This window comes from Pseudarthrobacter sp. NPDC058362, from assembly GCF_042723515.1.
Lineage (GTDB): Bacteria > Actinomycetota > Actinomycetes > Actinomycetales > Micrococcaceae > Arthrobacter.
Genome location: NZ_JBHXIW010000001.1, coordinates 868,273 through 893,296, shown reverse-complemented (window position 1 = coordinate 893,296; position 25,024 = coordinate 868,273). Strand labels below are relative to the sequence as shown.

At 67.3% G+C, this 25,024-nt stretch carries 15 protein-coding genes and 2 tRNA genes; 6 read left to right on the top strand and 11 right to left on the bottom strand.

Going from position 1 to position 25,024, the window contains the following annotated elements; genetic code table 11:
* Positions 1-264: 264 nt before the first annotated feature.
* The 3 genes from ACFWIX_RS04265 (at position 265) to ACFWIX_RS04255 (ending at position 4,689) form a co-directional block, all read left to right on the top strand.
* The gene (locus ACFWIX_RS04265; protein WP_377214840.1) at positions 265-2,298 is read left to right on the top strand and encodes a TPM domain-containing protein; all 2,034 of its coding nucleotides are present in this window, start codon (positions 265-267) and stop codon (positions 2,296-2,298) included.
* A 76-nt stretch (positions 2,299-2,374) separates the two neighbouring features.
* A complete protein-coding gene (locus ACFWIX_RS04260; protein ID WP_377214839.1) occupies positions 2,375-3,163 on the top strand; it encodes a PspA/IM30 family protein in 789 nt (262 codons plus the stop codon).
* A 113-nt stretch (positions 3,164-3,276) separates the two neighbouring features.
* The gene (locus ACFWIX_RS04255; protein ID WP_377214838.1) at positions 3,277-4,689 is read left to right on the top strand and encodes a cryptochrome/photolyase family protein; all 1,413 of its coding nucleotides are present in this window, start codon (positions 3,277-3,279) and stop codon (positions 4,687-4,689) included.
* 48 nt (positions 4,690-4,737) lie between these two features.
* Here the strand turns inward: ACFWIX_RS04255 and ACFWIX_RS04250 are convergent, their stop codons facing one another.
* From ACFWIX_RS04250 to ACFWIX_RS04230, 5 genes are all read right to left on the bottom strand, one after another.
* Positions 4,738-5,670, bottom strand: coding sequence for a cytochrome b/b6 domain-containing protein (locus ACFWIX_RS04250; RefSeq protein WP_377214837.1), 933 nt, complete (start codon positions 5,668-5,670; stop codon positions 4,738-4,740).
* A 140-nt stretch (positions 5,671-5,810) separates the two neighbouring features.
* Positions 5,811-5,884: transfer RNA gene (locus ACFWIX_RS04245), tRNA-Met, on the bottom strand.
* A 146-nt stretch (positions 5,885-6,030) separates the two neighbouring features.
* Positions 6,031-6,104 (bottom strand) — tRNA-Met (locus ACFWIX_RS04240).
* 125 nt (positions 6,105-6,229) lie between these two features.
* Positions 6,230-9,178, bottom strand: coding sequence for a UPF0182 family protein (locus ACFWIX_RS04235; RefSeq protein WP_377214931.1), 2,949 nt, complete (start codon positions 9,176-9,178; stop codon positions 6,230-6,232).
* 69 nt (positions 9,179-9,247) lie between these two features.
* Positions 9,248-10,309 carry a PDZ domain-containing protein gene (locus ACFWIX_RS04230; protein WP_377214836.1) on the bottom strand — a complete coding sequence of 354 codons (1,062 nt, stop codon included), beginning with the start codon at positions 10,307-10,309 and terminating at the stop codon, positions 9,248-9,250.
* A gap of 170 nt (positions 10,310-10,479) precedes the next feature.
* Here ACFWIX_RS04230 and ACFWIX_RS04225 point away from each other — a divergent pair, with 170 nt between their 5' ends.
* Entirely contained in the window at positions 10,480-11,868 is a 1,389-nt protein-coding gene (locus ACFWIX_RS04225) for a zinc-dependent metalloprotease (RefSeq protein ID WP_377214835.1), read from the top strand.
* A 36-nt stretch (positions 11,869-11,904) separates the two neighbouring features.
* On the opposite strand, the gene ACFWIX_RS04220 is transcribed toward ACFWIX_RS04225, so the two are convergent.
* Genes ACFWIX_RS04220 through nudC form a run of 3 tightly spaced genes read right to left on the bottom strand, consistent with a single transcriptional unit; the run spans position 11,905 to position 15,716 of the window.
* Positions 11,905-12,516 carry a YgjP-like metallopeptidase domain-containing protein gene (locus ACFWIX_RS04220; protein WP_377214834.1) on the bottom strand — a complete coding sequence of 204 codons (612 nt, stop codon included), beginning with the start codon at positions 12,514-12,516 and terminating at the stop codon, positions 11,905-11,907.
* Complete coding sequence (locus ACFWIX_RS04215; RefSeq protein WP_377214833.1) at positions 12,513-14,645, bottom strand: UvrD-helicase domain-containing protein; 2,133 nt, start codon at positions 14,643-14,645, stop codon at positions 12,513-12,515. Before ACFWIX_RS04215 ends, ACFWIX_RS04220 begins: the two co-directional genes overlap by 4 nt.
* 48 nt (positions 14,646-14,693) lie before the next feature.
* A complete protein-coding gene (nudC, locus tag ACFWIX_RS04210) occupies positions 14,694-15,716 on the bottom strand; it encodes an NAD(+) diphosphatase (protein WP_377214832.1) in 1,023 nt (340 codons plus the stop codon).
* Between the two features lie 135 nt (positions 15,717-15,851).
* On the opposite strand from nudC, the gene ACFWIX_RS04205 reads away from it, so the two are divergent.
* Positions 15,852-17,003 carry a macrolide 2'-phosphotransferase gene (locus ACFWIX_RS04205; RefSeq protein ID WP_377214831.1) on the top strand — a complete coding sequence of 384 codons (1,152 nt, stop codon included), beginning with the start codon at positions 15,852-15,854 and terminating at the stop codon, positions 17,001-17,003.
* On the opposite strand, the gene ACFWIX_RS04200 is transcribed toward ACFWIX_RS04205, so the two are convergent.
* The 3 genes from ACFWIX_RS04200 to ACFWIX_RS04190 form a co-directional block, all read right to left on the bottom strand.
* On the bottom strand, positions 16,990-20,511 hold the full coding sequence (locus tag ACFWIX_RS04200; protein WP_377214830.1) for an ATP-dependent helicase: 3,522 nt from the start codon (positions 20,509-20,511) through the stop codon (positions 16,990-16,992). The two genes, ACFWIX_RS04205 and ACFWIX_RS04200, sit on opposite strands and share 14 nt — an antisense overlap.
* The gene (locus ACFWIX_RS04195) at positions 20,508-23,732 is read right to left on the bottom strand and encodes an ATP-dependent helicase (protein WP_377214930.1); all 3,225 of its coding nucleotides are present in this window, start codon (positions 23,730-23,732) and stop codon (positions 20,508-20,510) included. Before ACFWIX_RS04195 ends, ACFWIX_RS04200 begins: the two co-directional genes overlap by 4 nt.
* Before the next feature lie 74 nt (positions 23,733-23,806).
* The gene (locus tag ACFWIX_RS04190; RefSeq protein ID WP_377214829.1) at positions 23,807-24,223 is read right to left on the bottom strand and encodes an MGMT family protein; all 417 of its coding nucleotides are present in this window, start codon (positions 24,221-24,223) and stop codon (positions 23,807-23,809) included.
* Between the two features lie 63 nt (positions 24,224-24,286).
* Between ACFWIX_RS04190 and ACFWIX_RS04185 the strand changes: the two genes are divergently transcribed.
* A complete protein-coding gene (locus ACFWIX_RS04185; RefSeq protein WP_377214828.1) occupies positions 24,287-24,997 on the top strand; it encodes a 3'-5' exonuclease in 711 nt (236 codons plus the stop codon).
* The last annotated feature ends 27 nt before the right edge of the window (positions 24,998-25,024 follow it).

The window sequence follows — 25,024 nt, the reverse complement described above, 5'->3', positions numbered from 1 at the left end:
CACTTAACTATGGACCCCCCGGCTGGAACAAGTTCGGATGTTTGCTGAGAGCTTGCTGAAGGAGTGTCCGGTATCCGGCGGCGCTGCTCCGGCGTTTCGCTGGTGGCATATCCAGCGCGATGGACGGTGCCTTCGGTGCACCATAGAATCAACATGAATTGCCACAGCGACCTGCGGCTTCACCTTTGACGCTTGGGGGCGCTGCTGCATTCCGGGAGCCTGATTCGGCCCGAATCAGCGTGAAGCGTGCTGAAGGGTTTGCACATGCGGTCAAAGTTCAAGAATTTCCTCGCTGTGATGGGCGTCGTTGCGCTCCTGGCCTTGCCGGCCGGCGCGGCGCACGCCGAAGATCCCGTGGAGATCCCGTCCGGCACCAACGTCGTGGACAAGGCCAATGTCCTGGGCGCGCGCAAGGGCGAAGTCCAGGAGGCCGTCCAAAAGCTCCTGGCGGACCACAAGTACAACCTGTACGTGGTAACGGTTGACTCGTTCGAAAATCCGTCGGACCCCGCGGCCTGGGGTTCCGCGGTTGCCAAGCAGAAGGGCATGGGAACGGCTGACGTTATCCTGGCCATCGCCACTGAGGGCCGTTACTACTTTGCTCCCAACTCGGCCAGCCCCATCTACTCCAAGCGGACCAACATCACGCAGAACGCGGTGGTGGCCAACCTGGCCGGCGGCAAGAAGGACTACGCCCAGGCGGCCATCGACACTGCGGCCGCCATTGGTGACGCCGCCGGTGGCGGCAGCGGCTCCGTCCCATCCGGTGATGGCGCCGGCGCCGCGGTGTTGGTGGGAACCGGCGTGGTGGCCGCTGGCGGAGCGGCCGCCTACCTCTACTTCCGCAACAAGCGCCGAAGGACGCAGGCTGCAGAGGCGTCCCGGGCCCAGCAGGCACCAGCTGACCCGCTGGCAGGACTCAGCATCCCGGATCTCCGCAAGAAGAGCGGTTCATTGCTGGTGGAGGCAGACGACGCCATTACTTCCAGCGAGCACGAGCTTGGCTTCGCACAGGCGCAGTACGGGGACGCCGCCACCGGAAACTTCACCAAGGCGCTTAACGAGGCCAAAGCCCACATGACCGAGTCGTTCAAGCTCCAGCAGCAGCTGGACGACCACATTCCGGATACCGAAGAACAGCAGCGCACCTGGCTCACCGAAATCATCCGGCGGTCCGAAGCAGCCCTCGCCTCCCTGCAGGAGCAGAAGGCGGACTTCGATGCGTTGCGTGAACTGGAGAAGAACGCGCCGCAGGCCCTGGCCACAGTGCAGTCCGGTGCCAGCGAAGCGGGCGCGAAGATCACCAGTGCAGAGCAGACCCTCAGCGCCCTTCGCAGCAAGTACGCGGACAGCGCTTTGGTGCAGGTTTCCGACAACATCCTGCAGGCCAAGGAACGCCTGGCGTTCGTACAGAACGCTGCGGAGACGGCAGGCCAAAAACTTGCCGACGGCGAGCCGAGCCTCGCAGCCGTGGCGGTCCGTGCCGCGGAAGAAAGCCTGCACCAGACCAATGTGCTGCTCGACGCCATCGCCAGAGTGGCCACACACCTGGACAAGGCCCGCAGCGGCGTGGACAGCGCCGTAGTGGACACCTCGCAGGACCTGGCACAGGCACGGGCCATCCTCCAGGCAGGTTCCCATCCGGAACTAGCCGGCCCGGTTGCCGGGGTGGAAGCAGCGCTGGCCCAGGTCAAGACCGAAATCCAGGGCGGCAAGATCGACCCCATCAAGACCCTGGAACGCGTCGAGGCAGCCCACCAATCCCTGGACCAGGCACTGGGCGGGATCCGGGACCAGGAGGAACAGACCCGGCGCGCCCAGGCTTCCCTCCAGCAGACCATCATGTCCGCCCAGGCGCAGATCAGTGCTACGTCGGACTACATCGGCGCCCGCCGCGGCGGGGTGGGCACCGAGGCCCGCACCCGGCTGGCAGAGGCCCAGCGAAACCTCGACTACGCACTGTCCATCTCCCGGCAGGACCCGGTGACCGCACTCACCTACGCCCAGCAGGCCCACGGGCTAGCAGCGCAGGCAGCCCAGCTGGCGCAGGCGGACGTGGACCACTTCGGCGGATATGCACAGCAGGGCTACGGCCGCGGCGGCATGTTTGGCGGTGGCGGCGGCGGCGGACTGGGCGGCGCCATCCTGGGCGGGATCCTCATCAATTCCATCCTCAACGGGGGCGGCAGCGGCTGGGGCGGGGGCCATGGAGACGGCGGCGGCTGGGGCGGCGGGGACTTCGGCGGCGGCGGTTTCGGCGGCGGAGATTTTGGCGGCGGGGATTCCGGCAGCTTCTAGCTGCCGGATCGTCCAGCGGCTGGACCAGCACAACACTTTTGAAAGTTCGACACGGAGCAGGATGAAAGGTATCACCATGGTTAAGCAGTCCATTTTCGGCCGCATCGCACAGCTGGCGAAAGCAAACATCAACACGTTGCTGGACAACGCAGAGGATCCGCAGAAAATGCTGGACCAGATGGTCCGCGACTACACCAACAACATTGCCGAGGCCGAGTCAGCCGTCGCACAGACCATCGGAAACCTGCGCATGCTCGAGGACGACTACAACGAGGATGTCCGCAACGCCCGTGACTGGGGCAACAAAGCCTTGGCCGCCTCACGCAAAGCTGATGAATTCCGTTCCGGCGGCAACATCGCTGATGCCGAAAAGTTCGACAACCTCGCCAAGGTGGCGCTGCAGCGACAGCTGGCAGCCGAGAATGAGGCCAAGGGCGCAGAGCCATCCATCGCCTCCCAGCGTGAAGTGGTGGAGAAGCTGAAGACCGGCCTGGAACAGATGAAGGGCAAGCTGAACCAGCTGACCAGCAAGCGCAACGAGCTGGTAGCCCGGTCCAAGACCGCAGCTGCCCAGTCCCAGGTGCACGACGCCATCAAGAGCATCGACATCATGGACCCCACCAGCGAGGTGGGCCGGTTCGAAGAAAAGATCCGGCGCGAGGAAGCAAAGGTCCGCGGCCAGCAGGAGCTCGCAGCTTCCAGCCTGGACGCGCAGTTCAACCAGCTTGAGGACCTTGGGGAGCAGGTGGAGATCGAGGCACGCCTGGCGGCCCTCAAATCCGGAAACGCTGCACCGGCCCTCGGGGCTTCCACCACGTCCGGCACCGGCTCCACCGTGGACGAAGAGGACTACGACAAGCTCTGACACGAACATGCCCTCTGGGGCAATGGGAACCGTGGGCCCGGAAGGCATGTCCTTCCGGGCCCACGGTTCCTTTGTGTGCCGCTTCCCCTAGCCCTGGTGTGTAGCGTGGAGCCATGCCCTCTTCAGGTTCCCTCGTCTGGCTGCGCGACGACCTCCGCCTCGATGACAACCCGGCACTGGCGCAGGCCGCCGGGCTGGGCAATCCCGTGACGGTGCTCTTTGTCCTCGACGAAGAATCGGACGGGATACGCCCGCTGGGCGGCGCCGCGCGCTGGTGGCTGCACCACTCGTTGGCCGCCCTCGGGGCATCACTGGAGGCCGCCGGATCGCGCCTGCTCCTCCGCCGCGGGCCCGCCGGGGCAGTCGTGCCGCAAGTTGCGGCAGCCACAGGAGCGACCCACCTGTTCTGGAACCGCCGGTACGGGCTGCCCGAACGCGCCGTCGACGCCGCCATCAAGACCTGGGCCGTGGAGCACGGCCTGGCCGCGGCCAGCCTGCAGGCCAACCTCCTCTTCGAGCCCTGGACCATCCGGACGGGAACAGGCGGCCCGTACAAGGTCTTCACCCCGTTCTGGCGCGCCTGCCTGGCAGCGGACGGCGTCCGTGAACCGTTGCCTGCCCCGTCCGCGCTGCCCGCTCCCCCGGCGGGCGCCGGCGCCGGTGATGACCTGGGGACTTGGGACCTGCTGCCCTCCTCCCCGGACTGGAGCGGCGGCCTTGCAGCGGAGTGGTCCCCGGGAGAAGACGGCGCGCGGCAACGGCTTGAGGATTTCCTGGCCGGCCCGGCGGAAGAATACGGAACCGGGCGAAACCTTCCCGGTGTCGAAGGGACCAGCAGGCTCTCACCGCACCTCCGTTTCGGCGAGGTCAGCCCGTTTCGGGTATGGCGGGAAATCAGCCGCCGGTTCCCCCGGCAGGTACCGGCCGACGTCGGGATCTTCCGTTCCGAACTTGGCTGGCGGGAATTTTGCTGGCACCTGCTCTACGCGAATCCGGATCTCGCTACCCGGAACTACCGCGCCGAATTCGACCGGTTTGAATGGAACCATCCGGGTCCGGAGGAACTCGGGGCTTGGCAGCAGGGCAGGACGGGGTATCCGCTGGTCGACGCCGGCATGCGCCAGCTGTGGACCACCGGCTGGATGCACAACCGGGTCAGGATGGCGGCCGCCTCATTTCTGGTGAAGAACCTGCTGGCGGACTGGCGCACGGGCGAGACCTGGTTCTGGGACACGCTCGTGGACGCCGACGCCGCCAGCAACCCGGCAAACTGGCAGTGGGTGGCCGGATCGGGCGCCGACGCCTCGCCGTACTTCCGGATTTTCAACCCGGTGACCCAGAGCCGGAAATTCGATGCCGCCGGAACCTACCTGCGCAGGTACCTCCCGGAGCTGAAACACATGGACCCCAAGGCAATCCACGAACCATGGAAGTCCGGCACCGCAGGATACCCGGCTCCCCTCGTGGACCTTTCCGTGTCGCGTCAGCGCGCCCTGGACGCCTACCAGCGGCTCAAGGACGGCTGAGGCCCTGGCCGGTCACAGCCGGAAGGTCTTAGTGCGGTGGGTGCAGATTCAGCGGCTGACCTTGCCCATGAGGGACGCTATGGGCCGCAGGAACAGCGGGCGGGCCAGGAACCAAGCGGCGGCCATCACCACAACTGAGGCCACGAACACCCAGAACCCGAACCAGTCGGTGGAATCCCGGACACCGTACATGTGGTTCAGGTTACGCAGGAAGCCGGTTGCCAGGACCAGGAACACATGGACGGCAATGAAGGCAACGAAATAGACCATGACGGGAAAATGCACGGCACGGGCCCATTCGATGGGGAAGGCCCTGTTCAGGGCCACCGCCTTCTTGGGCCACGCCCCGGACATCCGCAGGCCGGTAATGAAGGCCAGCGGCGCAGCGAGGAACACGGTGGCGAAGTACGCCAGGAGCTGGAGTGCGTTGTAGTTGACCCAGCCGTTTTCCGTAGGCCAGTTAAGCGAGGCATACTGCAGCGCCGCCGAAAGGGCGTTGGGGAAGACATCCCAACTGGTGGGGACGATCCGCATCCACTGCCCGGTGGCGAAGAGCAGCACTGCGAACACCAGGCCGTTGAGGATCCACAACGCGTCGAGTGTCAAGTGGAACCAAAGCTCCAGGGTGATCTTGGTGGGCGCATTCCGGGTCCGGATAAGGCCCTTGTTGTTGCGTGTCCAGTGCCCGCTGGGCTTGGTGGTGGTCCGGACTTGCCAGCCGCTGCGGATGATCAGGAGCAGGAAGAAAGCATTGAGGAAGTGCTGCCATGCCAGCCACGCCGGGAAGCCGACAGGCGCCCCTTCCGGCAGTTCCGAGTGGCCCGGATATTCCGCCACGAACGAGGCCACCGGGCCCAGGCCCATAAGGAGTTTGGCCAGGAGAACCAGGACCACCAGCGCCGCCAGGACCGCGGGTACGGCCCAGACAAGTTTCGACCTCTGGCCGGCCGCGCTGCCGGGCTTCTTCGTGGGTGTGGACATCGAACAACATTCCTCTCGAGAATGACTGGCCAAGTGCTCACGGACGCGTGAGGCTCCGCGAAAGAGAATACTAGGAACCGCAAGTATATCCGGCCAACAAAAAGCCCCGGCCGGCTGTACCGGTCGAGGCTTTTGCATAGTTGCGGGGACAGGATTTGAACCTGTGACCTCTGGGTTATGAGCCCAGCGAGCTACCGAACTGCTCCACCCCGCGTCGCTTGATCAACACTACCCTACTTTGGCGGTCACGTTCACCACATGGATTTCAGGGCAGGAGACACTCAGCCACAATCATCGGGCCTGCCCCCCGGAAACAGAAAAGTCCGGATACCGTTTCCAGTATCCGGACTTTCCATCCAGTTGCGGGGACAGGATTTGAACCTGTGACCTCTGGGTTATGAGCCCAGCGAGCTACCGAACTGCTCCACCCCGCGTCGCAAGAACTACTTTACCGGGAGGTGAACACGAGGCCAAATCGGGAGGCCGTGATGTCCGTCTCGCCAGCCGCGCCCCGGCACCCGCTCCGCGTGGGAGCAGGCGCCGGGCGCCGCCGTCGTCCTTAATTCCCTTCAGTGGGCGACGGCGTCGGCTCGGCGGTGGGTGCCGGAGCTTCCGGAGCAGCCGCCGGGATCTTCGCCTCAGCACTGACCGCCTTCTGCAGTGCTGCCGCCAGCTTCTTCTGCGCCTCGCCGTAGGCCGCAAAATCGGCTGCGGCCAGGGCCGCCTGTCCATCCTTGATGGCCTTGTTGGCTTCGTCCAGCGCTGCCTTCAGCTCAGCCTTGGCATCCGCCGCCGGTGCCCCGGGGACGGGATCCGCGGGCGCCTGGCCGTTGTTGTCCGAGTCGCCGGCAGCCGCCCCCGAGTCTCCGCCGAACAACTGCTTGAGTGCAGCGTCCAGCGTGGGCGCGAAACCGACCTTGTCACCGAATGCCACCAGGACGCGCTGGAGCGTGGGGTACGACGTTTCACCCGTGGACTTCAGGTACACCGGCTGCACGTACAGAATGCCGCCGCCCACGGGAAGGGTCAGCAGGTTGCCGCTGAGCACGTCCGAGGCACCCTGGCGCAGCAGGTTCAGCGCCTGGGACACGGTGGGATCGGAGTTGAACTTGTTCTGCGCCTGGCCCGGACCTGGGACCTGGATTTCCGGCGGGATCTGCAGGAGCCGGAGCTTGCCATAGCTCTCGGCCTTCACTCCGGCCTCATTTCCGGCATCCGAATCGGCAGCCAGGAAGCCGTAGAGGACGTTGCGCGCTGTGCCGTTGACGATCTGCGGAATGTACGAGGACGTCAGCTGGAACGCCGGCTTATCCTGGTCCGGCATCTGCAGCGACATATAGAACGGCGGCTGCTTCACGTCGGTGTCCACCGTGGGATCGGCAGGAACGCTCCAGGCGTCGTTCGTCTTATAGAAGCTGGAGGGATCCGTTACGTGGTAGCGGCCCAGCAGTTCCCGCTGGACCTTAAAGAGGTCCTCGGGGTACCGGACGTGGCTCATGACAGCCCCGGACATCTCCGAATATGGCTTCAGGGAAGCAGGGAACACCTTCTGCCAGGACTTCAGCAGCGGATCCTGGTCATCCCAGGCGTACAGGGTGACGCTGCCGTCGTAGGCATCCACCGTGGCCTTCACCGAGTTGCGGATGTAGTTGACCGTGCTGTTGGGAAGTGCCACGGCGCGTCCCGAGGTGGTCTGGGAGTCCGCGGTAGCGTCCGAAAGCTGCTGCTGCTGCGAGTACGGGTAGAACTGGGTCGTGGTGTAGCCGTCCACGATCCACTTCACACGGCCGTCCACCACCGCCGGATAGGCGTTACCGTCCACCGTGAGGTACGGGGCAACCTTCTCCACGCGTTCTCGCGGGTTGCGGTCGTACAGGATCTGCGACTCCGGGTTCACACCGTCCGAGAGCAGCAGGTCCGAGGACTGGAACTTGATGGCATAGAGCACCTTGTTGAAGAACGTGCCGACATTCGGCCCGCCGTTGCCCTGGAAGGTGTACTGGGTTTCGCCTTCGCCGGATGGCCTGTCCTGCTCACGCTTGGGCGCACCCTCCGGGGCGCCGACGATCGAGTAGTCCGGAGAGAACTCGCCGAAGTAGATGCGGGGTTCATAGCTCGAGTCGTCCCCCAGGACCCCCGTGGAGGGGATGCCGGACTGAAGGAACTCGGGCTTGCCGTCCACGGTGAACTTGTTGCCCTTGGCGGCCACCACGCCGTAGCCGTGGGTGTACACCACGTGCTCGTTCAGCCAGCCCTGCTGGTTCGTGGCCACGTTGTCCGGATTCAGTTCACGGACTGCGATAACAGTGTCCTGAATCTTGCCGTCCACCTCATAGCGGTCAACGTTGAGGGCCTCGGGGAACTGGTAGTACGGCCGGTACTGTTCCAGCTGCGAAAACGCGTCGGAGATCAGGTTCGGGTCCAGGAGTCGGATGTTGGCCGTGGTCTGGGCATCCGGCGCCAGTGCACCCGTGGTGGCCGTGTTGGTCGCGTCGTAGCGGTCAACCTGGATGGTATCGAGGCCGTACGCTTTGCGGGTGTTGTCGATGTTGCGCTGGATAAACTGCTTCTCCAGCGTCTCCTCGGACGGACGCACCTGGAACTGCTGGATAACCCAGGGATAGACGCCGCCGGCCAGGATGGAGGTGATCACCAGCATGGCGGTGCCGATCATCGGCAGCCGCCAGCGCCCGATGACCGCCGCCACGACGAACAGGATGGCCACCAGCACCGCGGCCACGGCCAGGATGGCCTTGGTCGGGATCACGGCGTTGACATCGGTGTACAGCGCACCGGCCCACCGGCCGTTATTGCCCTGCAGCGCCGCATAGCGGTCCAGCCAGAAGTTGATGCCGAGCAGCACCAGGAAGGCCGCGCCCGTTACCGCGATGTGGATCTGGGCAGCGCGGCTGGTGAAGACGCCCCGCTCCATAAGCCGGATGCTGCCGTAAAGGTAGTGGGTCAGGATTCCTGCGATGCCGGCGATGACCACCACGCTGAGCAGGAAACCGGTAATGAATCCAAGGAATGGCAGGGTCATCACGTAGAAGCTGATGTCCAGTCCGAACTCAGGATCGGCCTGGCCGAAAGGCTCCTGGTTGAAGAAGAGCAGTACCTTCTGCCACTGGCTGGCGGCGGCACTGCCCGCGAAGAGCCCGAACAGGACCGGCAGCCCCACCATGACCACGCGGCGAACGGGTTCAAGCTGGGCCTGGTACCGGTTGAGGTTGTCGCGGATGTCCGAGTCCGGTGCGTAGACCGGGCGGGCATTGTAGGCGATCCGGATGGCGAAGTAGACGGCCAGGAACATGGTCGCAAACCCGCCGGCGAAGATGCCCGCGCGGGAGAGGTTTTCCGTGATGAAGACTTCGATGAAGCCGAGCTGGCGGTACCAGAGCACATCCGTCCAGACATTGGCGAAGAAGATGAAACCCACCACAACCAGGGCAACAACCACCAGTGTGGGTGTCAGGGTCCCGCGTGATGAGGGGGGTCTTCCGGTGGGCATGGGGCTGGCAGGACGGGACAAACTCGATACCTCATAGCTGCTGGTCAGGAATGCTTGGTTCCTGCCAGTCTAGTTGCTTGCGCAGGCGGGAAGGGCGGCCGTGTCCAGGCCGTTACCTGCGCGTTCAACTGCGGAGCGCGCCTCCGCCAGGGTCTCCACGCGGACCACCTGCAGGCCATCAGGAACATGGTCCACCACTTCCCCGCAGTTCTCGGCTGGAGCCAGGAACAGGGTGGCACCCGCCTCGCGTGCGCCCTGCATTTTCTGACGGATTCCGCCGATGGGGCCAACCTGGCCATCCGGAGAGATGGTCCCGGTGCCGGCGACGTGCCGGCCACCGGTCAGGTCCCCGGGCGTAATGGTGTCGATAATGCCCAGCGAAAACATGAGGCCGGCGCTTGGCCCGCCCACCTTCTCCAGCGAAATCGTCACGTCCAGGGGGAACGTAAACAGGTATTTGAGCATGACCCCGAGGATATGCCGGCCCTCCACTTCCTGCGGGGTGATGCTCACGGTGACCGGTTTCCCGTCCCGGTCCACCACGACGGTGGCGGGGGCTCCGGCGCCGGCCGCGAGTTCCTGCTGGATGACGGACAACGCCGTCACCGGCTTCCCGTTGATGGAGGCAAAGACATCCCCCGGGAGGATCTTGCCCGCCGAGGCGGAACCCTCGGGGATCTCAGCGGCCTGGAGCTTCTGGCCGAAGGGGATATCCAGCTCGTTCAGCGCCGACGCAACAGCGTTTTCCTGGGAGGAAGCCATCGCCGTGGAGCTCTGTTCCTCGGCCTCCTCCTTGGTAGTGCCCGTGGGATACAGCAGTTCCACCGGGTGGACGCTCTTGGCCGGATCCAGCCAGGCCGAGAACGCACCGAGGATGCTCACCGGACTGTTGGGGCCGCCGTCGACATACACCGTGGTGAGGTCCAGGTTCCCGTTGGCAGGGTAGGCCTGCCGGCCCGTGACGCTGATGACGGGGGCGCCGTTGACGCTGCCCAGGGTGTTGTAGGTGGGACCCGGCGATTCGACGACGTACGGCACCGGAACGGTACCGACCGCTATCCCCAGTCCGAGTGCGGTCATGCCCGCCAGCATCATGACGGACACTTTCCTGTCCCCGGGCTCCCTGTCCATGGATTCACTGTCCCTGGGTTCGGCTATCAACGTCACCCACCAAGAGTACGCGCTGGCACCGGACGGCTGTCTTTGCCCACAGCGAACGGTGCCGCAGGGCGGCAGACAGCCGCCTGCGGCGGGGGTACCGTGAAGGTTGATCAACAGTCACACCGACGATCGGCAGGACCATGACCTCCAATCCACTTAATTCGTCCAACGGCGATGACACGCCCAAGGATCCACTGGCCGAGATGCTGCAGAACCTGATGGGCGGCAAGGGGATGGAGAACTTCGACCCGGCCGAGCTGGCCAAGGCCGCGGGCCTGCCAAACGATCCCAACCTCCTGGCGCAGATGTTTTCCCAGGTCCAGGCCATGATGAGCGCCCCCTCGGAGGGTCCGGTGAACTGGACCCTGGCGCATGAGAACGCCCGCCGCGTGGCGGCAGGCAGTGCCGACCCGTCCGTGACCGCCCAGCAGTCGCGTGAGGTGGACGAGGCGCTGCGGCTCGCGGAGCTGTGGCTCGATCCGGTGACTGACCTGCCCGGGACGGGGCTGATCGGACACGCGTGGTCGCGCGCCGAGTGGGTCGAGGCCACCCTGGGCACGTGGAAGCGGCTTACCGAGCCCGTGGCCAACAGCATCGCCAACGCACTGTCCTCAGCGATGACGGAGCAGATGCCTGAGGAGATGAAGTCCATGATGGGCGGCGCATCCTCCATGCTGCAGAACATGGGCGGAGCAATCTTTGGCATGCAGCTTGGCCAGGCGATCGGGGCGCTGTCCACGGACGTCGTGAGCTCTACCGACATCGGTGTGCCGCTGGTGGACCTGGAGATGGCCCTCCTGCCTACCAACGTGGCGGCCTTCGGCGAAGGGCTGTCCCTGCCGGAGAACGACATCCGGCTGTTCCTGGCCGTCCGCGAAGCCGCCCATGCACGGCTCTTCGTGCAGGTTCCCTGGCTCCGCAGCCACCTTCTGGGCGCCATCGAAGCCTACGCCCGGGGCATCCACATCGACACCACGCGCATCGAGGAACTGGCCAGGGACCTTGACCCCGGAAATCCCGAAGGCATCCAGGAAGCACTCTCGCAGGGCGTCTTCATGCCCCAGCGCACACCGGCCCAGGACCAGGCCCTGGAGAAGCTGGAGACGGCCCTCGCCCTGGTGGAAGGCTGGGTGGACGAGCTCACGGCCGCCGCCACGGAGAATGTCCTCCCCTCCGCCGCAGCGCTCCGCGAAACGGTCCGCCGCCGCCGCGCCACGGGCGGCCCGGCCGAGCAGGCCTTCGCCTCCCTGGTGGGGCTGGAACTGCGGCCGCGCCGCCTCCGGGACGCCGCCACGCTCTGGGCGACGCTCAAGGAAGAGCGCGGCATCGAGGGCCGGGACGCCATCTGGCACCATCCGGACCTGTTGCCCACAGCCGAAGACCTGGACGATCCCCGCGGCTTCAGCAGCCGCCGCAAGCTCGCCGAAGCCAGCGACAGCGAGGTGGATGACGCCCTGCAGAAGCTGCTGGACGGCGGCTTCGACGACGCGCCGGACTCCGGCGAAGCACCCGGCTCAGACGATAAGTAGCCTGGGTCCACCGGCAACCGCCCGGCGCCTGCCGTCCTACTGGCAGGCGCCGGGCGCTTCAGGCAAAGACCTGGACGTGGCAAACGCGACGCCTTCCAGGAACGCCTTGGCCCGCTGCGTTTCCGGATATGCCTGCAGGAGCCGCCAAAATGCGGCATTGTGCGAAGGGACCAGCAGGTGGGCCAACTCGTGGAGCAGCACGTAGTCGATGACCCACTGCGGCATGGGCCGCAGCTTGTCCGAAAGCCTGATAGTTCCATCCGCCGGTGTCGCCGAACCCCAGCAGGAGTTTTGGTTGCCCACCCACCTGACGGAGGACGGCACGGCGCGGCCCTCGAGGTAGCGCGCCGAAAGCGCGGCAGCGTGCTCCGCCAGCGCAGCGTCGCTGGCGGGACGGCGGCGGCCGCCGGCAGCGCGCTTCTCCCCCTGCCGCTGCAGCTTGGCCAACATCCGGTGCACCCACTCGGCTTCCTGGGCCGCGGAGAAGCGCGCGGGGATGGCTACCACGGCGGTGCCGTTTTCCCAGAAAGCAGCCACGGTGCGGGTGCGCCGGGCGGACCGGCGCACTTCGACCGGGGAACCGTCCGGGGTGGTGAGCACAGTTGCAGTACCCGGGGCAAGCGCCTGGCGTGCCCGGCCGCTGCTCACAGGACCTGGCTTTCCGCGAGCACCCGCAGGACGTCTTCGCCGTAGCGTTCGAGCTTGGACGGACCTACGCCGGGCAGGGCGGCGAGCTCCTCCAGCGCTGCGGGCCGGGCCTCGGCGATAGCCGTGAGCGTCGCATCAGTGAACACCACGAAGGCGGGCACGTCCGCGGCCTGCGCTACTTCCAGGCGCCAGCTCCGCAGTGCATCGAAAGTCTGTTCCTCATAGCTGGGCGGGCAATTATTGCACCTGCCCACCTTGCGTTCCGCTCCCGTGGCCAACATGCTCCCGCAGACGCGGCAGACGGCGGGAGCAGCAGCTTTCCGGCGGACGACGGCGGCCCTCCCCCGGGTGCCGGAGCCCGCCACGGAGTCCGGCCGAAGACCATCGAGGAAGCGGGAGGGTTTCCGGTTGGCCCGCCCGCCCGGCGTGCGGGCGGTTGACCAGGAGAGCGACAGGTGTTCGCGCGCTCGGGTGATGCCGACGTAGAGCAGGCGGCGTTCCTCGTCCACAGCCTCGGGGGTATCGGCAAAGGAGATGGGCATCAGCCCTTCGCTGAGGCCCACCAGGAACACGGCGTCCCATTCCAGGCCCTTGGCGGCGTGCAACGAAGCCAGCGTTACGCCTTGGACCGTGGGGGCATGCTGGGCCAGTGAGCGTTCCTGGAGCTCGTTCACGAAGTCCGCAAGGCCGAAACCGGCTCCGCGGGCCTGGACGAGCTCATCGGCAAGCGCCACGAGGGCTGCCAGGGACTCCCACCGCTCCCGCAGCGCCCCGCCGCTGTGCGGGGCCGCCTCCGTATAACCAAGGGACGAGACTATGTCCCGTACCAGCTGCCCCAACGGCTCCGCAGCGTCTGGTGCCACGGCACGGGTGGCGGCGCGCAACTGGAGGATCGCGTCGCGGACCTCTTTGCGGGCGAAGAACCGTTCGCCGCCGCGCAGCTGGTAGCCGATGCCCGCGGCTGCGAGGGCCTGTTCGTAGGCTTCCGACTGTCCGTTGGTGCGGAAGAGGATGGCCACCTCGCTGGCGGGGGTGCCGGCGTCGAGGAGCTGCCTGATTCTTTCCGCAACGGTGGCGGCCTCCGCCTCATCGTCTGTGCATTCGATGAAGCCCGGCACGGGACCGGCGGGCCGCTGTGCCACCAGTTGGAGCGGCGGGGCCCACGCGGCGTCCGCAGCGGGACCGCCGCTCCGGCGCGCGGCCAGCAGGTCGTTGGCGAGCCTGACCACCTGCGGGGTGGACCGGTAGTCGCGGATGAGTTTGACGACGCTGGCCTGCGGGTACCGCGCCTTGAAGCCCAGCAGGTGCTTCGGTGACGCCCCGGTGAAGGAGTAGATGGTCTGGCTGGCATCGCCTACCACGCACAGTTCGTCCCGGCCGCCCAGCCAGAGTTCCAGCAGCCGCTGCTGCAGCGGAGACACGTCCTGGTATTCGTCCACGACAAAATGCCGGTACTGCTCGCGTACCGTGGCGGCAACCTTTTCGTCCTCCTGCAGGATGCCGACGGTGATGAGCAGGACGTCCTCGAAGTCGATGACATTCCGGTCTGTCTTGACGTCCTCATAGGACTGGAACACCCGGGCCACCGCGGTGAGGTCGAACCCTCCGGGCGTCCCGCGTCCCTGCGCGTTTTCCAGGTAATTGGCAGGGGTGAGCATCGAGACCTTCGCCCATTCGATCTCCGATGCGAGGTCGCGGATGGACGCCCGGTCCGTGCTGAGCCGGAGCCGGCGGGCGGCCTCGGCCAGCAGCTGGGCCTTGTGGTCCAACAGGTGCGGCAGGGTGCCGCCCACCGCCTGCGGCCAGAAGAACTGAAGCTGCCGCAGCGCTGCTGCGTGGAAGGTCCTGGCCTGAACATTGCCGGCGCCCAGGTCACGGAGGCGGCTGCGCATTTCGGCCGCCGCACGGGCGGTGAAAGTTACGGCCAGCAGTCGCTGCGGAGTGTAGACACCTGAGTGGACCCCGTAGGCGATCCGGTGCGTGATGGCCCGCGTCTTGCCTGTCCCGGCTCCGGCCAGCACGCACAACGGCCCATTGAGGCTACTGGCGACTTCGCGCTGTTCCGCGTCCAGGCCCCCAAGGATCCGGTCCTCCAAGGATGCTGCACCGTCAAAATGTTCTGGAGTCACTTCTGCTGTTCTTTGTCTCGAGTGCCGTGCCGGGACCCGGCAGGGCCGCTAAGCCCCGGCGCGGTCCTGGATGGTTCCGCCGAACCAGTGTTCGATCAGTGCCCGGGCGATGGAAAGCCGTCCCGGTATGGTGATTTCACCGGCCAGGATGGCTTCCTGGAGTGCCTCGCGGCTGAACCAGCGCGCCCTGGTGACCTCCACGCCGTCGGGCGTTGCTTCCGAGTCTTCCGTCACGGCGGTAAATCCAAGCATAAGCGAGGCGGGGAAAGGCCAAGACTGCGAGCCAAGGTACTGGCATGCGGTGACCTTGACTCCCACTTCCTCGAAGATCTCCCGCACTACCGCCTGTTCCAGGGACTCCCCCGGCTCTACGAAACCGGCCAGTGTGGAGTAGTTGCGGGCGTCCACCGGACCTCCACCGCCCAAAAGTACCCTGCCGTCCGGGCCGACCACAGTGACGATAATGGCTGGATCCGTCCGCGGGTAGTGCTCCGTGGAATCCGCCGGGCAGCGCCGGATCCAGCCGCCGGCCTCCACCCGGGTGGGCGCGCCGCAGCGCGGGCAGTGGGTGTGCCCGGCATGCCAGTTGGCAATGGCGCTTGCTTCGATGAAGAGCGCGGTGTGGGTGGCGCTGAGGCCGGCAGCGACCTCGCGGAAGCCCTGCCACGCACAGTCAGCCGGGATTCCTGCCGTGCCGGGGGCTGGGGGCGTGGGCAGGACGAACAGGAGGAGCTGGGTGCCGGGCGGCAGGTCCGATCCTGCGAGGGCAGCCCCGAGGTAGACGACCAGGCTTGGTTCGCTCCCGGCGCTGGCCAGGCGTTCGCGGAGCTCTCTGGCGCCGGTGAGGAACAGGGCGCCGTCGCGGACGAGCCCTTCCCGGCCGGCGAGGACCATGGCCAGCGTGCTGTGGTCCTCCAGCAGTTCGGCCACCATCCCGGGCCGGGTGCGGACGACGGAACCGCGGTCCACGAGTGCGGGCGGGACCGGCAGCACCGTGTCCATCAGGTGGTTGGCGGGGAGCCGCGCCGGGTTATCCCGGCGGGCCGGTGCAACAGACTCCGCGTGGCTCATGGGTCCACCGTACTGACTGGCGCCGACAATTGACATTCTCGGCCGCGGAAGCCCGGCCCGTGACATTTGCACGTATCTGGAGACTCGCCGCCGCCACACCGGCTTCTTGGCGGGCGGGCAATCTACCGTGGAACGGTGAGAAGAGAACCAATGGAACTGGCAGCCGTTGCTACCGCGGCTGTCCCCGGACTGACCCCGACGGCTGTCAGTGCTGCCCCGGATGATCCGGCGGACTTCGATTCTGCCCTGTTGCTGGATTCGGAGGGCAAGAGGTGGCGCGTCAGGTCTCCGCGCCATGCCGAGGCAAGCGCCCGGCTGGAGACCGAGTTCCTGGTGCTGAGGGCCTTTGCCCCGGCCGTCCGCGCCGAACTGCCGTTCCTGATGCCGACGGTAGCCGGAAGCGTGCGCCTTGGAGCCCTGAGCACCTTTGTCTATTCGCATCTGGGCGGCTCCACCCGCAGCGTCGAGGACCTGACGGGCAGTTCGCCGGCCCTGGCCAGGGAAATAGGTACGGCGCTGGCTGCGATCCACGACCTCCCACTGGACCTGGTCAACAATGCCGACCTGCCCAGCTATACCCCCAACGAGTTCCGGCAGCGCCGCCTGAACGAACTTGACCAGGCCGCGACCACCGGAAAAATCCCGGCGGGCCTGCTCCTGCGCTGGGAACACGCCCTCGAAGACGTCTCGCTGTGGCGGTTCAACCCGTGCGTGGTGCACGGGGACCTGCACGAAGACAACCTCTTGGTGGAGGGCGACCGGGTCAGCGCCGTGACCGGCTGGACCGATCTGCGCATCGGCGACCCGGCGGACGACTTTGCGTGGCTGGTGGCGTCAAACGAGCAGGACTTCGTGGATGCGGTGCTCGCCGCCTACAGCTCTGCACGCCGCGACAGCACCGACACCCATCTCCTGCGGCGGGCGGCGCTCTCGGCAGAGTTTGCACTGGCACAGTACCTGGTCAAGGGCATCGCGGCCAACGACGCCGGGATGATCGCCGAGGCGGAGGACATGCTCAGCTCGCTCGACGAGGATATCCTCCGCCACGGCGGCCAGCCCCTCTCGGTGGAACCTGTGGTGGCCGCTGAGCCCCTCCCGCTGGCACGCCCCGTCCCTGGTGTTCAGCCTGCCACGCCGGTCCAGCAGGTTCCACTGAAGGCGGTACCGGCGGTACACGTGACACCGATCCCTCCGGAACCCGGCCACGGCGCCGGCGACGCGCCTTCGGCGAGTGCGGAGGACACCTCCACGGCTGCCCTCTCCGTGGTGGAGATCAGGAAGAACTGAACGCGGCCGCCACCAGCTCCTCCAGGTGCGCGGCGTTCCCGAGGTCGTGAGGACGCACCACCTGGTTGTCCGCAACATAGAAGAACGCCGCACGGACGTCTTCCAGTCGAACGCCCTTCAGCCTTGCCCAGGCAAGCCGGTAGACAGCCAGCTGAACGGCGCGGGTCTTGAGCTGGGCGGCGGAAGGACGCCGCCCGGTCTTCCAGTCCACCAAGTCCCAGCGGCCGTCAGGGTCCTGGAATACCGCATCGATGCGGCCCCGCACCACGACGTCGCCAACGCGCGTTTCCACAGGCACTTCAACGAACGCCGGGGAGCGGTCAGCCCATGGCGAAGACTTGAACGTGGCCACCATAGCGTCGAGGTCGTAGGCCGCATCGATGTGGTCGTCCGAACCCGGTGCCTCCTCCAGGTCCAGCATCCCACTGGTTCCGTAGTACTCCTCCACCCAGGCGTGGAAGGCGGTTCCCTTGCGGGCGGACATCCCGGGTTCGCGCGGGACAGGCCGCCGCAGGCGCGCCAGGACCGCCGAAGGATCATCGCTGAGTTCCACGAAGGTGGAGGCAGAGATGTGGCCGGGAAGGTGGACGTCCTGGCCGTGTGACCGGCGGGCCCTGCGTTCCAGCAGGAGCGCGGCTTCCTTCGCCCACGGCGGCGGAGTGCTTCCGGTGGGGCCGGCGCCATTTCCTTGGGGTAGCAGGGGCGCCTCTGCTACGGCTGTTAGCTCCGCCCGGACACGGGCCGCGGCCGCCTCCATGGCGTCCCGCCGCCCTTCGGCGGACCGCAGGCGTGCCCCCGTGCGGGGGTTTACGGGACCTTCGAGCGGATCGTAGGGCCAGGAGGCCACTTCTGTGTCGAGTGTCAGCGGACTGGACTCGGGCAGGGCGGCCTCCTCAAGGGAAGCCGGATGCACCATGGCTGCGGCAGGCTCACCGCCACTGCCCTGGGTGAGTGATTCGAGTTCGGCGAGGAAGGGAGACATCACCGCCAAGCCGGCCCGGGAGCCCACCCATGCGGCGCTGGACAACCACAGGACGTGCTTGGCGCGGGTATAGGCCACATACGCCAGCCGGCGTTCCTCGGACACACCGTGTGCCTGGACGGCCGATTTAAAATCCTTCTCCGCGTCGATCCAGCCCTTTTGGTCGGGCTGGTCCAGGTCCCATTGCGGCAGGTCCGCCCGGTCGCCGCGCAGGGGCCAGGGAAGCGCTGCCGCGCCGCTGCTCCACCGCGAGTCCCGGTCGCTGGGAAAGGCGCCGGCGTTGAGGCCGGGCACGAACACGACGTCCCACTCCAGGCCCTTGGATGCGTGGACCGTGAGCAACTGGACCGCTTCCCGGTTGACCTCGCTGGGCGGAGATTCCAGGCCGTTCTCTTCAGCGGCAGCGGCCTCAAGCCACGCCAGGAAGGCAAGGACATCCACGCGCTGGGAGGTGCGCAGGAATCCGGCGGCCGCGTCCTGGAACGCGTCGAGGTTGCGCCGCGCCTGGTGGATGCTGACGCCGGGACGGGCCGCTACCTCGATGTCAAGCAGCATGGCCCGTTCCACCTCACCCAAGAGGGTGGTGAGATCGTCGGCCAGGTAGGTCCGCAGCTGGCGCAGCTCGGCGGAAAGCCGTGCCATCCTGCTGCGGCCTTCCGGCGTTAGGGACCGGCCGTGCGTGGACGTCCAGCCTTCGCGGGGCAGCCAGTCGAGGGCCTCCACCAGGCTGGCGCCGTCCGTCAGGTCCCCCTCAAGGACCGTACCGCCGTCGTCAGTTCCGTCCTGCGCCGGGCCCTGCTGCTGGTGCGGCGCTGACTCCCCCGATGCGCTGTCGGGGCGTTGGGCGGCCTGGCTGCGCCGCCCAGCCAGCTGGCCTGACCAGTCACGCAGCGCCATGAGGTCTGCCGGGCCTATCCGCCACCGCGCCCCTGCCAGCAGGCGCATCAGCGCATCCGACCGCGTCGGGTCGGCCAGGACACGGAGCGTGGCGACCAGATCCACGATTTCCGGGGTGTCCAGCAGTCCGCCCAGGCCAACGATCTCGTACGCGATTCCGCGTGCGTCGAATTCGCGCCGGACGGCCTCCATCTGGGCCCGGCGGCGGCAAAGGACTGCGAGCGCGGGTGGTACCGGTGAACCGTCCGCCTTCATCTCGAAGTCCGTCACACGGTACTTCAGGACGTCCTGCACCAGGGCCTCGGCCTCCGAGGCGTCGCTGGCAAACCGGCCCATGACCACCTTTCCATCGGCCGCGAAGGGGCTGGGTTGCAGCGGCGGCACCTCGGGAACCCCGGTGGCACCTGCGGGACCGCCGGCGCCGTCCACCCCGCCGCCGGCGGGCCCCCGCTGGGCAGCCTCCCTGGCCAGCGCCTGGGACATGACGTTGGCCGCAGCCAGGATGTTACGGCCGTTCCGCCACGCCGTGGTGAGGTAGGAAGTGGGGGCCGGGGACCAACTGCCCGGTTGGCCGGCCGGATGGTTGCGGACCGGAAACTCCCGGACAAAGTGGAAGAGCTGGCCCGCGGACGCGCCGCGGAAGCCATAGATCGACTGATTGGGGTCGCCGACCGCCGTCACGGCATGTCCGCCGCCGAACAGTCGGGAGAAAAGGACCAGCTGGGCGTACGAGGTGTCCTGGAACTCGTCAAGAAGAACCACTTTGTAGCGCTGCCGTTCCACGGTGGCCGCCAGCGGAACGTCGCGGGCCACTTGGGCAGCCAGGGCCACGAGGTCACCGAAGTCCAGTGCTCCCCGGGCCCGTTTCGCTGCCGCGTACCGTGCCACCATGTCAGCCACGCTGGCGCGGGTGCGCAGCATGGCAGCGAGTTCTCCTGCGGCCTGCGGCGCATTCTTCGCTTTGCCATCCAGGTATGGCAGGGCCTGGAACCCCGCCAGCCGCGCCATCAGCCATGCCTCGACCTCACGGGGATCCTGGAGGTGCTCGGCGCATTCACCGGCAAGCTGGATGACGGCCTTGACCAGCGTGGACTTGGCTGTTCGGAAGTGGGCGTACTCGCCGTCGTAAGCCTCCACCACCTCGCTGGCCAGCTGCCATGCCTGCGCCCCGCCCAGCAGGACCACATCGCGCTCCACGCCGAGCCGTAGCCCGTAATCGGAGACGATTCCGCTGGCGAACGAGTGATAGGTGGAGACCTTGGGCTCCGGGGCCTCGCTGCCGGACAATCCCTCCGGGAAGCCGTGGCTCCCGTCCTGGCGGGCCACCTGCTGCAGCGTGGCCAGCTTGGTCCGGATCCGGGAGGCCAGCTCCCCCGCCGCCTTGCGGGTAAACGTGACGCCGAGGACTTCCTCCGGCCGCACCCACCCGTTGGCCACCAGCCATACCACGCGGTCAGCCATGGTGGCCGTCTTGCCCGACCCGGCACCTGCGATGACCAGGCGCGGCTCCAGCGGCGAGGAGATGATGGCGGACTGTTCCGGCGTGGGCACGTTCTTCTCGCCCAGCAGCCCTGAAAGCTCTTCGGGGGTAAACCTCGGTTCCTGCACAGCGGAATGCACCTCGCTCACTCGGTCACCTGCCGTCCGCGGACGCAGAGAGGGCAGACTTCCGGCAGCCGGCAGCCATGACCGCCGTGCCCTCCCTTGGCAGGATCGTGCCGTGCTTCAAACGTGCTGCCTGCCATCACGGCCGCTGCCGCCTTCACCATGTCCATGGCCCAGTTCTCCTGCGGGTCCAGCGCGTCCTGGTGCTGGATGGCCGGCCCCTTCGTTCCCGTTCCCAGCTGCGCCAGGACCGCACCGCCGGGCGTTCCGCCGCTGCCGTCCTCCGCAGCGAACCCGCCCGCCAGTACGGCCGCCTGGTAGGCGCCGAGCTGGGGATGGCGCGGGACATCGCCCTTGCCCGGCTGCCGTTTACCGGTCTTGAGGTCAACGATCACCAGACGGCCGTCACCGTCGATTTCCAGCCTGTCCACTTGGCCGCGCAAAACGCCAAGGCGAGTGCCGCCGTCGTCCGCGGTGACCGGACCCAGCGGAACCTCGAAGTCCTGCTCCACGCCTACCAGGCTCCGCCCCTCCGACCTCATGGCCAGCACATACAAGGCGAGCTTGCGGACCATGGCCTCGGCACGCTGGAAATCCAGCCGCCCTTCCCAGTTGTCCTTCATCCCCAAGGCCGGCCAGCGTTTAATCAGCTCCGCCACATATTCGGAACCCGAGGCCTCCGGAAGTTCCTGCGCAATGGTGTGGACCAGCGTGCCGAGGCTGCGGGCAAAATCTGTGGCGGCCTCGCCCCCGGCTGCCTGGACGAACCAGTCGAGCGGGGATTTCTGCACCGTTTCCACCTTGGACGGCGAGACAAACACTGTTCCGTCCGGCGGTACCACCGCCTGGTCGGAGCTGAGGGGGGCAAGCCCCCACCAGGAGCCGGGGTGGGCCCCCGCTACGGGCGGGTCCGCTACGGCGAGGTGTGCCAGGACCCGGGCGGCCTCCTGGCCTGCGGTGCCGCCGAGCTGGGCATGCTGCCGCAGTTCCGCCACGAGGGCGCGCAGCGTGGTGGGACGGTCGACGGGAGTGTAGCCCCGGCCGGTGCTCCCGGCGGGCAGCGGCGCGATGTAGTCCAGGAACGAGGAAGGCTGGTCGTCTTCGGACGAAACTGCGGTGCAGATGAGCAGGTCCCGTGCCCGGGACACCGCCGTGGAGAAGCTCCGCAGTTCGTCGTAGCGGATGTCCCGCAGCCTGCTCAGCGGGTCGCGCTGCAGGGCGTAGGGAACCCCGTGCTCCACGGCATCCGAATACAGGGTGCTGCCCAGGAGTTCGCCTCGGAGCCTGGTGTTGGGCCACACGCCCTCCTGGAGGCCGGCAACGATCACCACTGGCCATTCCCGGCCGGCGGCGCTGGCGGGCGTCATCAGTTCCACGGCATCGTCGACCTGGGCCCGCGCGGCCAGAGTGTCCATGGGGAGCTCCTGGTTCAGGAGGTACTCGAGGAACTGTTCCGGGCCGGCGCCCGGCATCTGGTCGACGTAGCGTTCAGCGGTGTGGAACAGGGCCATCATGGCGTCAAGGTCCCGGTCAGCCCGGGCGCCGTGGGGGCCGCCGGCGAGCGCCGTACGGGTCCACTCCGCGGCGAGGCCGGTGGCGCTCCAGATAGCCCACAGCACCGACTCGGCATTCGCCCCGGGCTCCAGCGCCGCGAGCTGGCCGGCTTGGATCATCCGGGCCGTCCTGCGGGCCGAGCGGCCTTCGATACCGAGGGTGGACAGCGCGCCGGGCTCCAGGAGCGCTTCGACCAGGAGCGAGTCGCTGGTCCGGCCTCCGCCGCCCTGCAGTTCCTCGCGCCGGAGCGACTGCCGGACCCGGCGCAATTCTATGGCCGAGGCACCGCCGATCCGCGACGTCAGCAGTGATACCGCTGCCTCGGGCGTGAGCCGGGAGCTGTCCAGGGCGATGGCAAAGGCGTCCAGCAGCGGCCGCACCGCGACCTCGTCCCTAACCGCAGATTCCGCCACCGGGACGCGCACGGGGACACCCTGCCCGGCAAGGTAGCGCTGGAGTTCGGCGACCTGGCCGCCGTTGCGCACGATCACGGCCATGTCACTGAGGTCCCGTTCATGGTTGATGTGCTGGTCCAGGATCCGCTGCGTGACGTACCGGAGTTCATGCACGGCGGAGGGAACGAGGTGGGCCTCCACTGCACCGGCCCCACCCGCGTCGCGGTGGGGATCGAGCCGCCGGGCCAGCTGCCCGCCGGCACGTTGTGAGATCCTGCCCGCCACTCCCTGCCAGGCCCGGGCGACGGCCGGGGCATGCCGGTGCGCGAACTGCAGCGGCCGCTCCAGGATGGGGGCCTGCGGTGACAGCAGGCCCGGGAGGTCCGCCACGAGGTCCGGGCGGGCACCACGGAACCCCTGGACCACGGTGTCCGGCGATGAGGTGATGAAGGCATCCCGTCCGGCGGTGATGTCGGCCAGCAGTTCGAAAACAGCGGGGCTGCCTTCCTGGATGTCATCAGCCAGGACCAGCTGGAGGCGGTCCCGTTCCGCGGCCAGGAAGTCCGGGGCGTCCTGGAAGACGTGCCGTGCCGCTGTCAGGATCCCGGCAGGGTCGAAGGCTTCCGGCATCCTAAGGTCCAGGACGTCGCGGTATTCGGCGTAGAGCCGCGCGGCCGCCACCCAGTCCGGTCGGCCGCACTGTTCACCCAGCAGCGCGAGGTCCTGCGCGGTCCTGCCCGATTCGATGATGCGGTCAAAGAGCTGGCGGACCTCCTGCCGGAAACCCCGGGTATCCAGGGCCTGGTCCAGATCCTCCGGCCAGGGCAGTTCAAGGCCGGGCAGCCGGTGCCCCTCGAGAAGTTCCTTGATGATGAGGTCCTGTTCCGGCCCGGACAGCAGGCGGGGCGGCCGGGACAACGCAAGGATTCCTTCAGCCTTGGCGCGGCGGAGCACGTCGAACGCGTAGGAGGCCCAGGTCCTTGCCGGCGTGGTGCTCAGGCTCCGGTCCAGCCGCGCAGTGAAGCTGTCCCGAAGGAAGTCTGCGGCCAGCCGGGTAGGCGCCAGGATGAGCATGCGTTCGGGGTCCACGCCGTCCCGGACCGCGCGCGTCACCGCCGCCTCTACGAGCACTGTGGTCTTCCCCGTTCCCGGGGCGCCCGGCACCAGCACGGGGCCCGAACCTGCCGGGACGTCCACTACGGCCTGCTGGTCCGCCGTCAGGACGGGTGCGGCGGCGTGGACCCTGGCCGGGGGAAGCAACCGGAGTGCCGGCCCGGCCTCCTGTGCCAGTGCCAGGCTGTGTGCATCTGCCGGGTCCTGGTTCGGAACGTGGCCCTGGTCCGGAAGGCCTTGAAGCGAAGCTGTTAACGTCACCCGGACATTCCATCATCAGCCAGTGACAATTCCGGCAGCGGCGCCGCCAGGCCGCAGGCCAAAGCGTCTATTCGGGCGAAGTTCTCTTCGGTGGGCGCCCAGCGCGCCGCTGCCAGATCCACGCGCCAGCTGCCTTCGCCGGTCCGCAGGTATCCGACAATATCGCCGCGCAGCGCTGTTTCCTCTTCAAGATAATGGCGCAACGCCCCGGCTTCATGCCCGGCCGGCGCGCGGCCATCCGCCCTCAGCACCCGCCACCAGGGCACGGTGCTGCCATGATGGCTCATGACGGCACCCACCTGGCGCGGGCCTCCGGCGCCAAGGAGTTCGGCAACGTCGCCGTAGGACACAGCGGAGCCGGCAGGAACCATGTCGACGACGGCCAGCACTGCCTCCACGTAGTCACTCCGCATTGGTCCAATGTAGCCGCAGTGGCGTTGAGCCGAATTGTCGGCCGGCCCCGATAGCGTTGGACCATGAGCACCTGGAACACCCTCCCCCGCGCAGCATTCGACCTCGAGACCACCGGCCGCAATTCGCGCGCGGCCCGCATTGTCACGGCGTCCGTCACGGTGGTGGACCAGCACGGGGAGCTGGTAACCGAGCATGAATGGTTGGCGGATCCAGGGGTGGAGATTCCCACGGAGGCCAGTGACGTCCACGGCGTCACCACTGAGCAAGCCCGCAGCCAGGGCCGCCCCGCCCACGAAGTCACCCGGGAGCTGGCAACAGTCCTGCAGGACCTGTTCGACGCCGGCGTCCCCGTCATCGCCTTCAATGCCAGCTACGATTTCACGGTCCTCGCGGCCGAATCCGCCCGCTATGGCGTTCCACAGCTCACCCGCTTCCCGGTCCTGGACCCGTACATCATGAACAAGCAGGTGGACCGGTACCGGAAGGGCAAGCGGACGCTGACGGCGCTCTGCGAGGAGTACGGCGTGGTGCTGGACAACGCCCACACCTCCGCGGCGGACGCCCTGGCCACCTTGAAGGTCCTCGACGCCATGGCCGGCAAGTTTCCCAAGCTCGTCATGCCCGCCGGCCAGCTCCACCAGCTTCAGGTTGACTGGGCCGTGAGCCAGGCCGCGGACTTCCAGGGCTACCTGCGCAAGACCAAGCCGACGGCCGTCATCGAAGGAGACTGGCCCGTCCTTCCTCCGCAGGACGCCACCACCGGAGGTTTCTAGCCTCGCCGTCCGGTGCCCTGACGCGGG

Excerpts from the sequence above, each read along its gene's own strand:
- ACFWIX_RS04260 (WP_377214839.1), top strand. The coding sequence starts at position 2,375 with ATGGTTAAGCAGTCCATTTTCGGCCGCATCGCACAGCTGGCGAAAGCA.
- ACFWIX_RS04225 (WP_377214835.1), top strand. The coding sequence starts at position 10,480 with ATGACCTCCAATCCACTTAATTCGTCCAACGGCGATGACACGCCCAAG.
- ACFWIX_RS04190 (WP_377214829.1), bottom strand. The coding sequence starts at position 24,223 with ATGCGGAGTGACTACGTGGAGGCAGTGCTGGCCGTCGTCGACATGGTT.
- ACFWIX_RS04185 (WP_377214828.1), top strand. The coding sequence starts at position 24,287 with ATGAGCACCTGGAACACCCTCCCCCGCGCAGCATTCGACCTCGAGACC.
- ACFWIX_RS04255 (WP_377214838.1), top strand. The coding sequence starts at position 3,277 with ATGCCCTCTTCAGGTTCCCTCGTCTGGCTGCGCGACGACCTCCGCCTC.
- nudC (WP_377214832.1), bottom strand. The coding sequence starts at position 15,716 with ATGAGCCACGCGGAGTCTGTTGCACCGGCCCGCCGGGATAACCCGGCG.
- ACFWIX_RS04265 (WP_377214840.1), top strand. The coding sequence starts at position 265 with ATGCGGTCAAAGTTCAAGAATTTCCTCGCTGTGATGGGCGTCGTTGCG.
- ACFWIX_RS04235 (WP_377214931.1), bottom strand. The coding sequence starts at position 9,178 with ATGCCCACCGGAAGACCCCCCTCATCACGCGGGACCCTGACACCCACA.
- ACFWIX_RS04230 (WP_377214836.1), bottom strand. The coding sequence starts at position 10,309 with ATGGACAGGGAGCCCGGGGACAGGAAAGTGTCCGTCATGATGCTGGCG.
- ACFWIX_RS04250 (WP_377214837.1), bottom strand. The coding sequence starts at position 5,670 with ATGTCCACACCCACGAAGAAGCCCGGCAGCGCGGCCGGCCAGAGGTCG.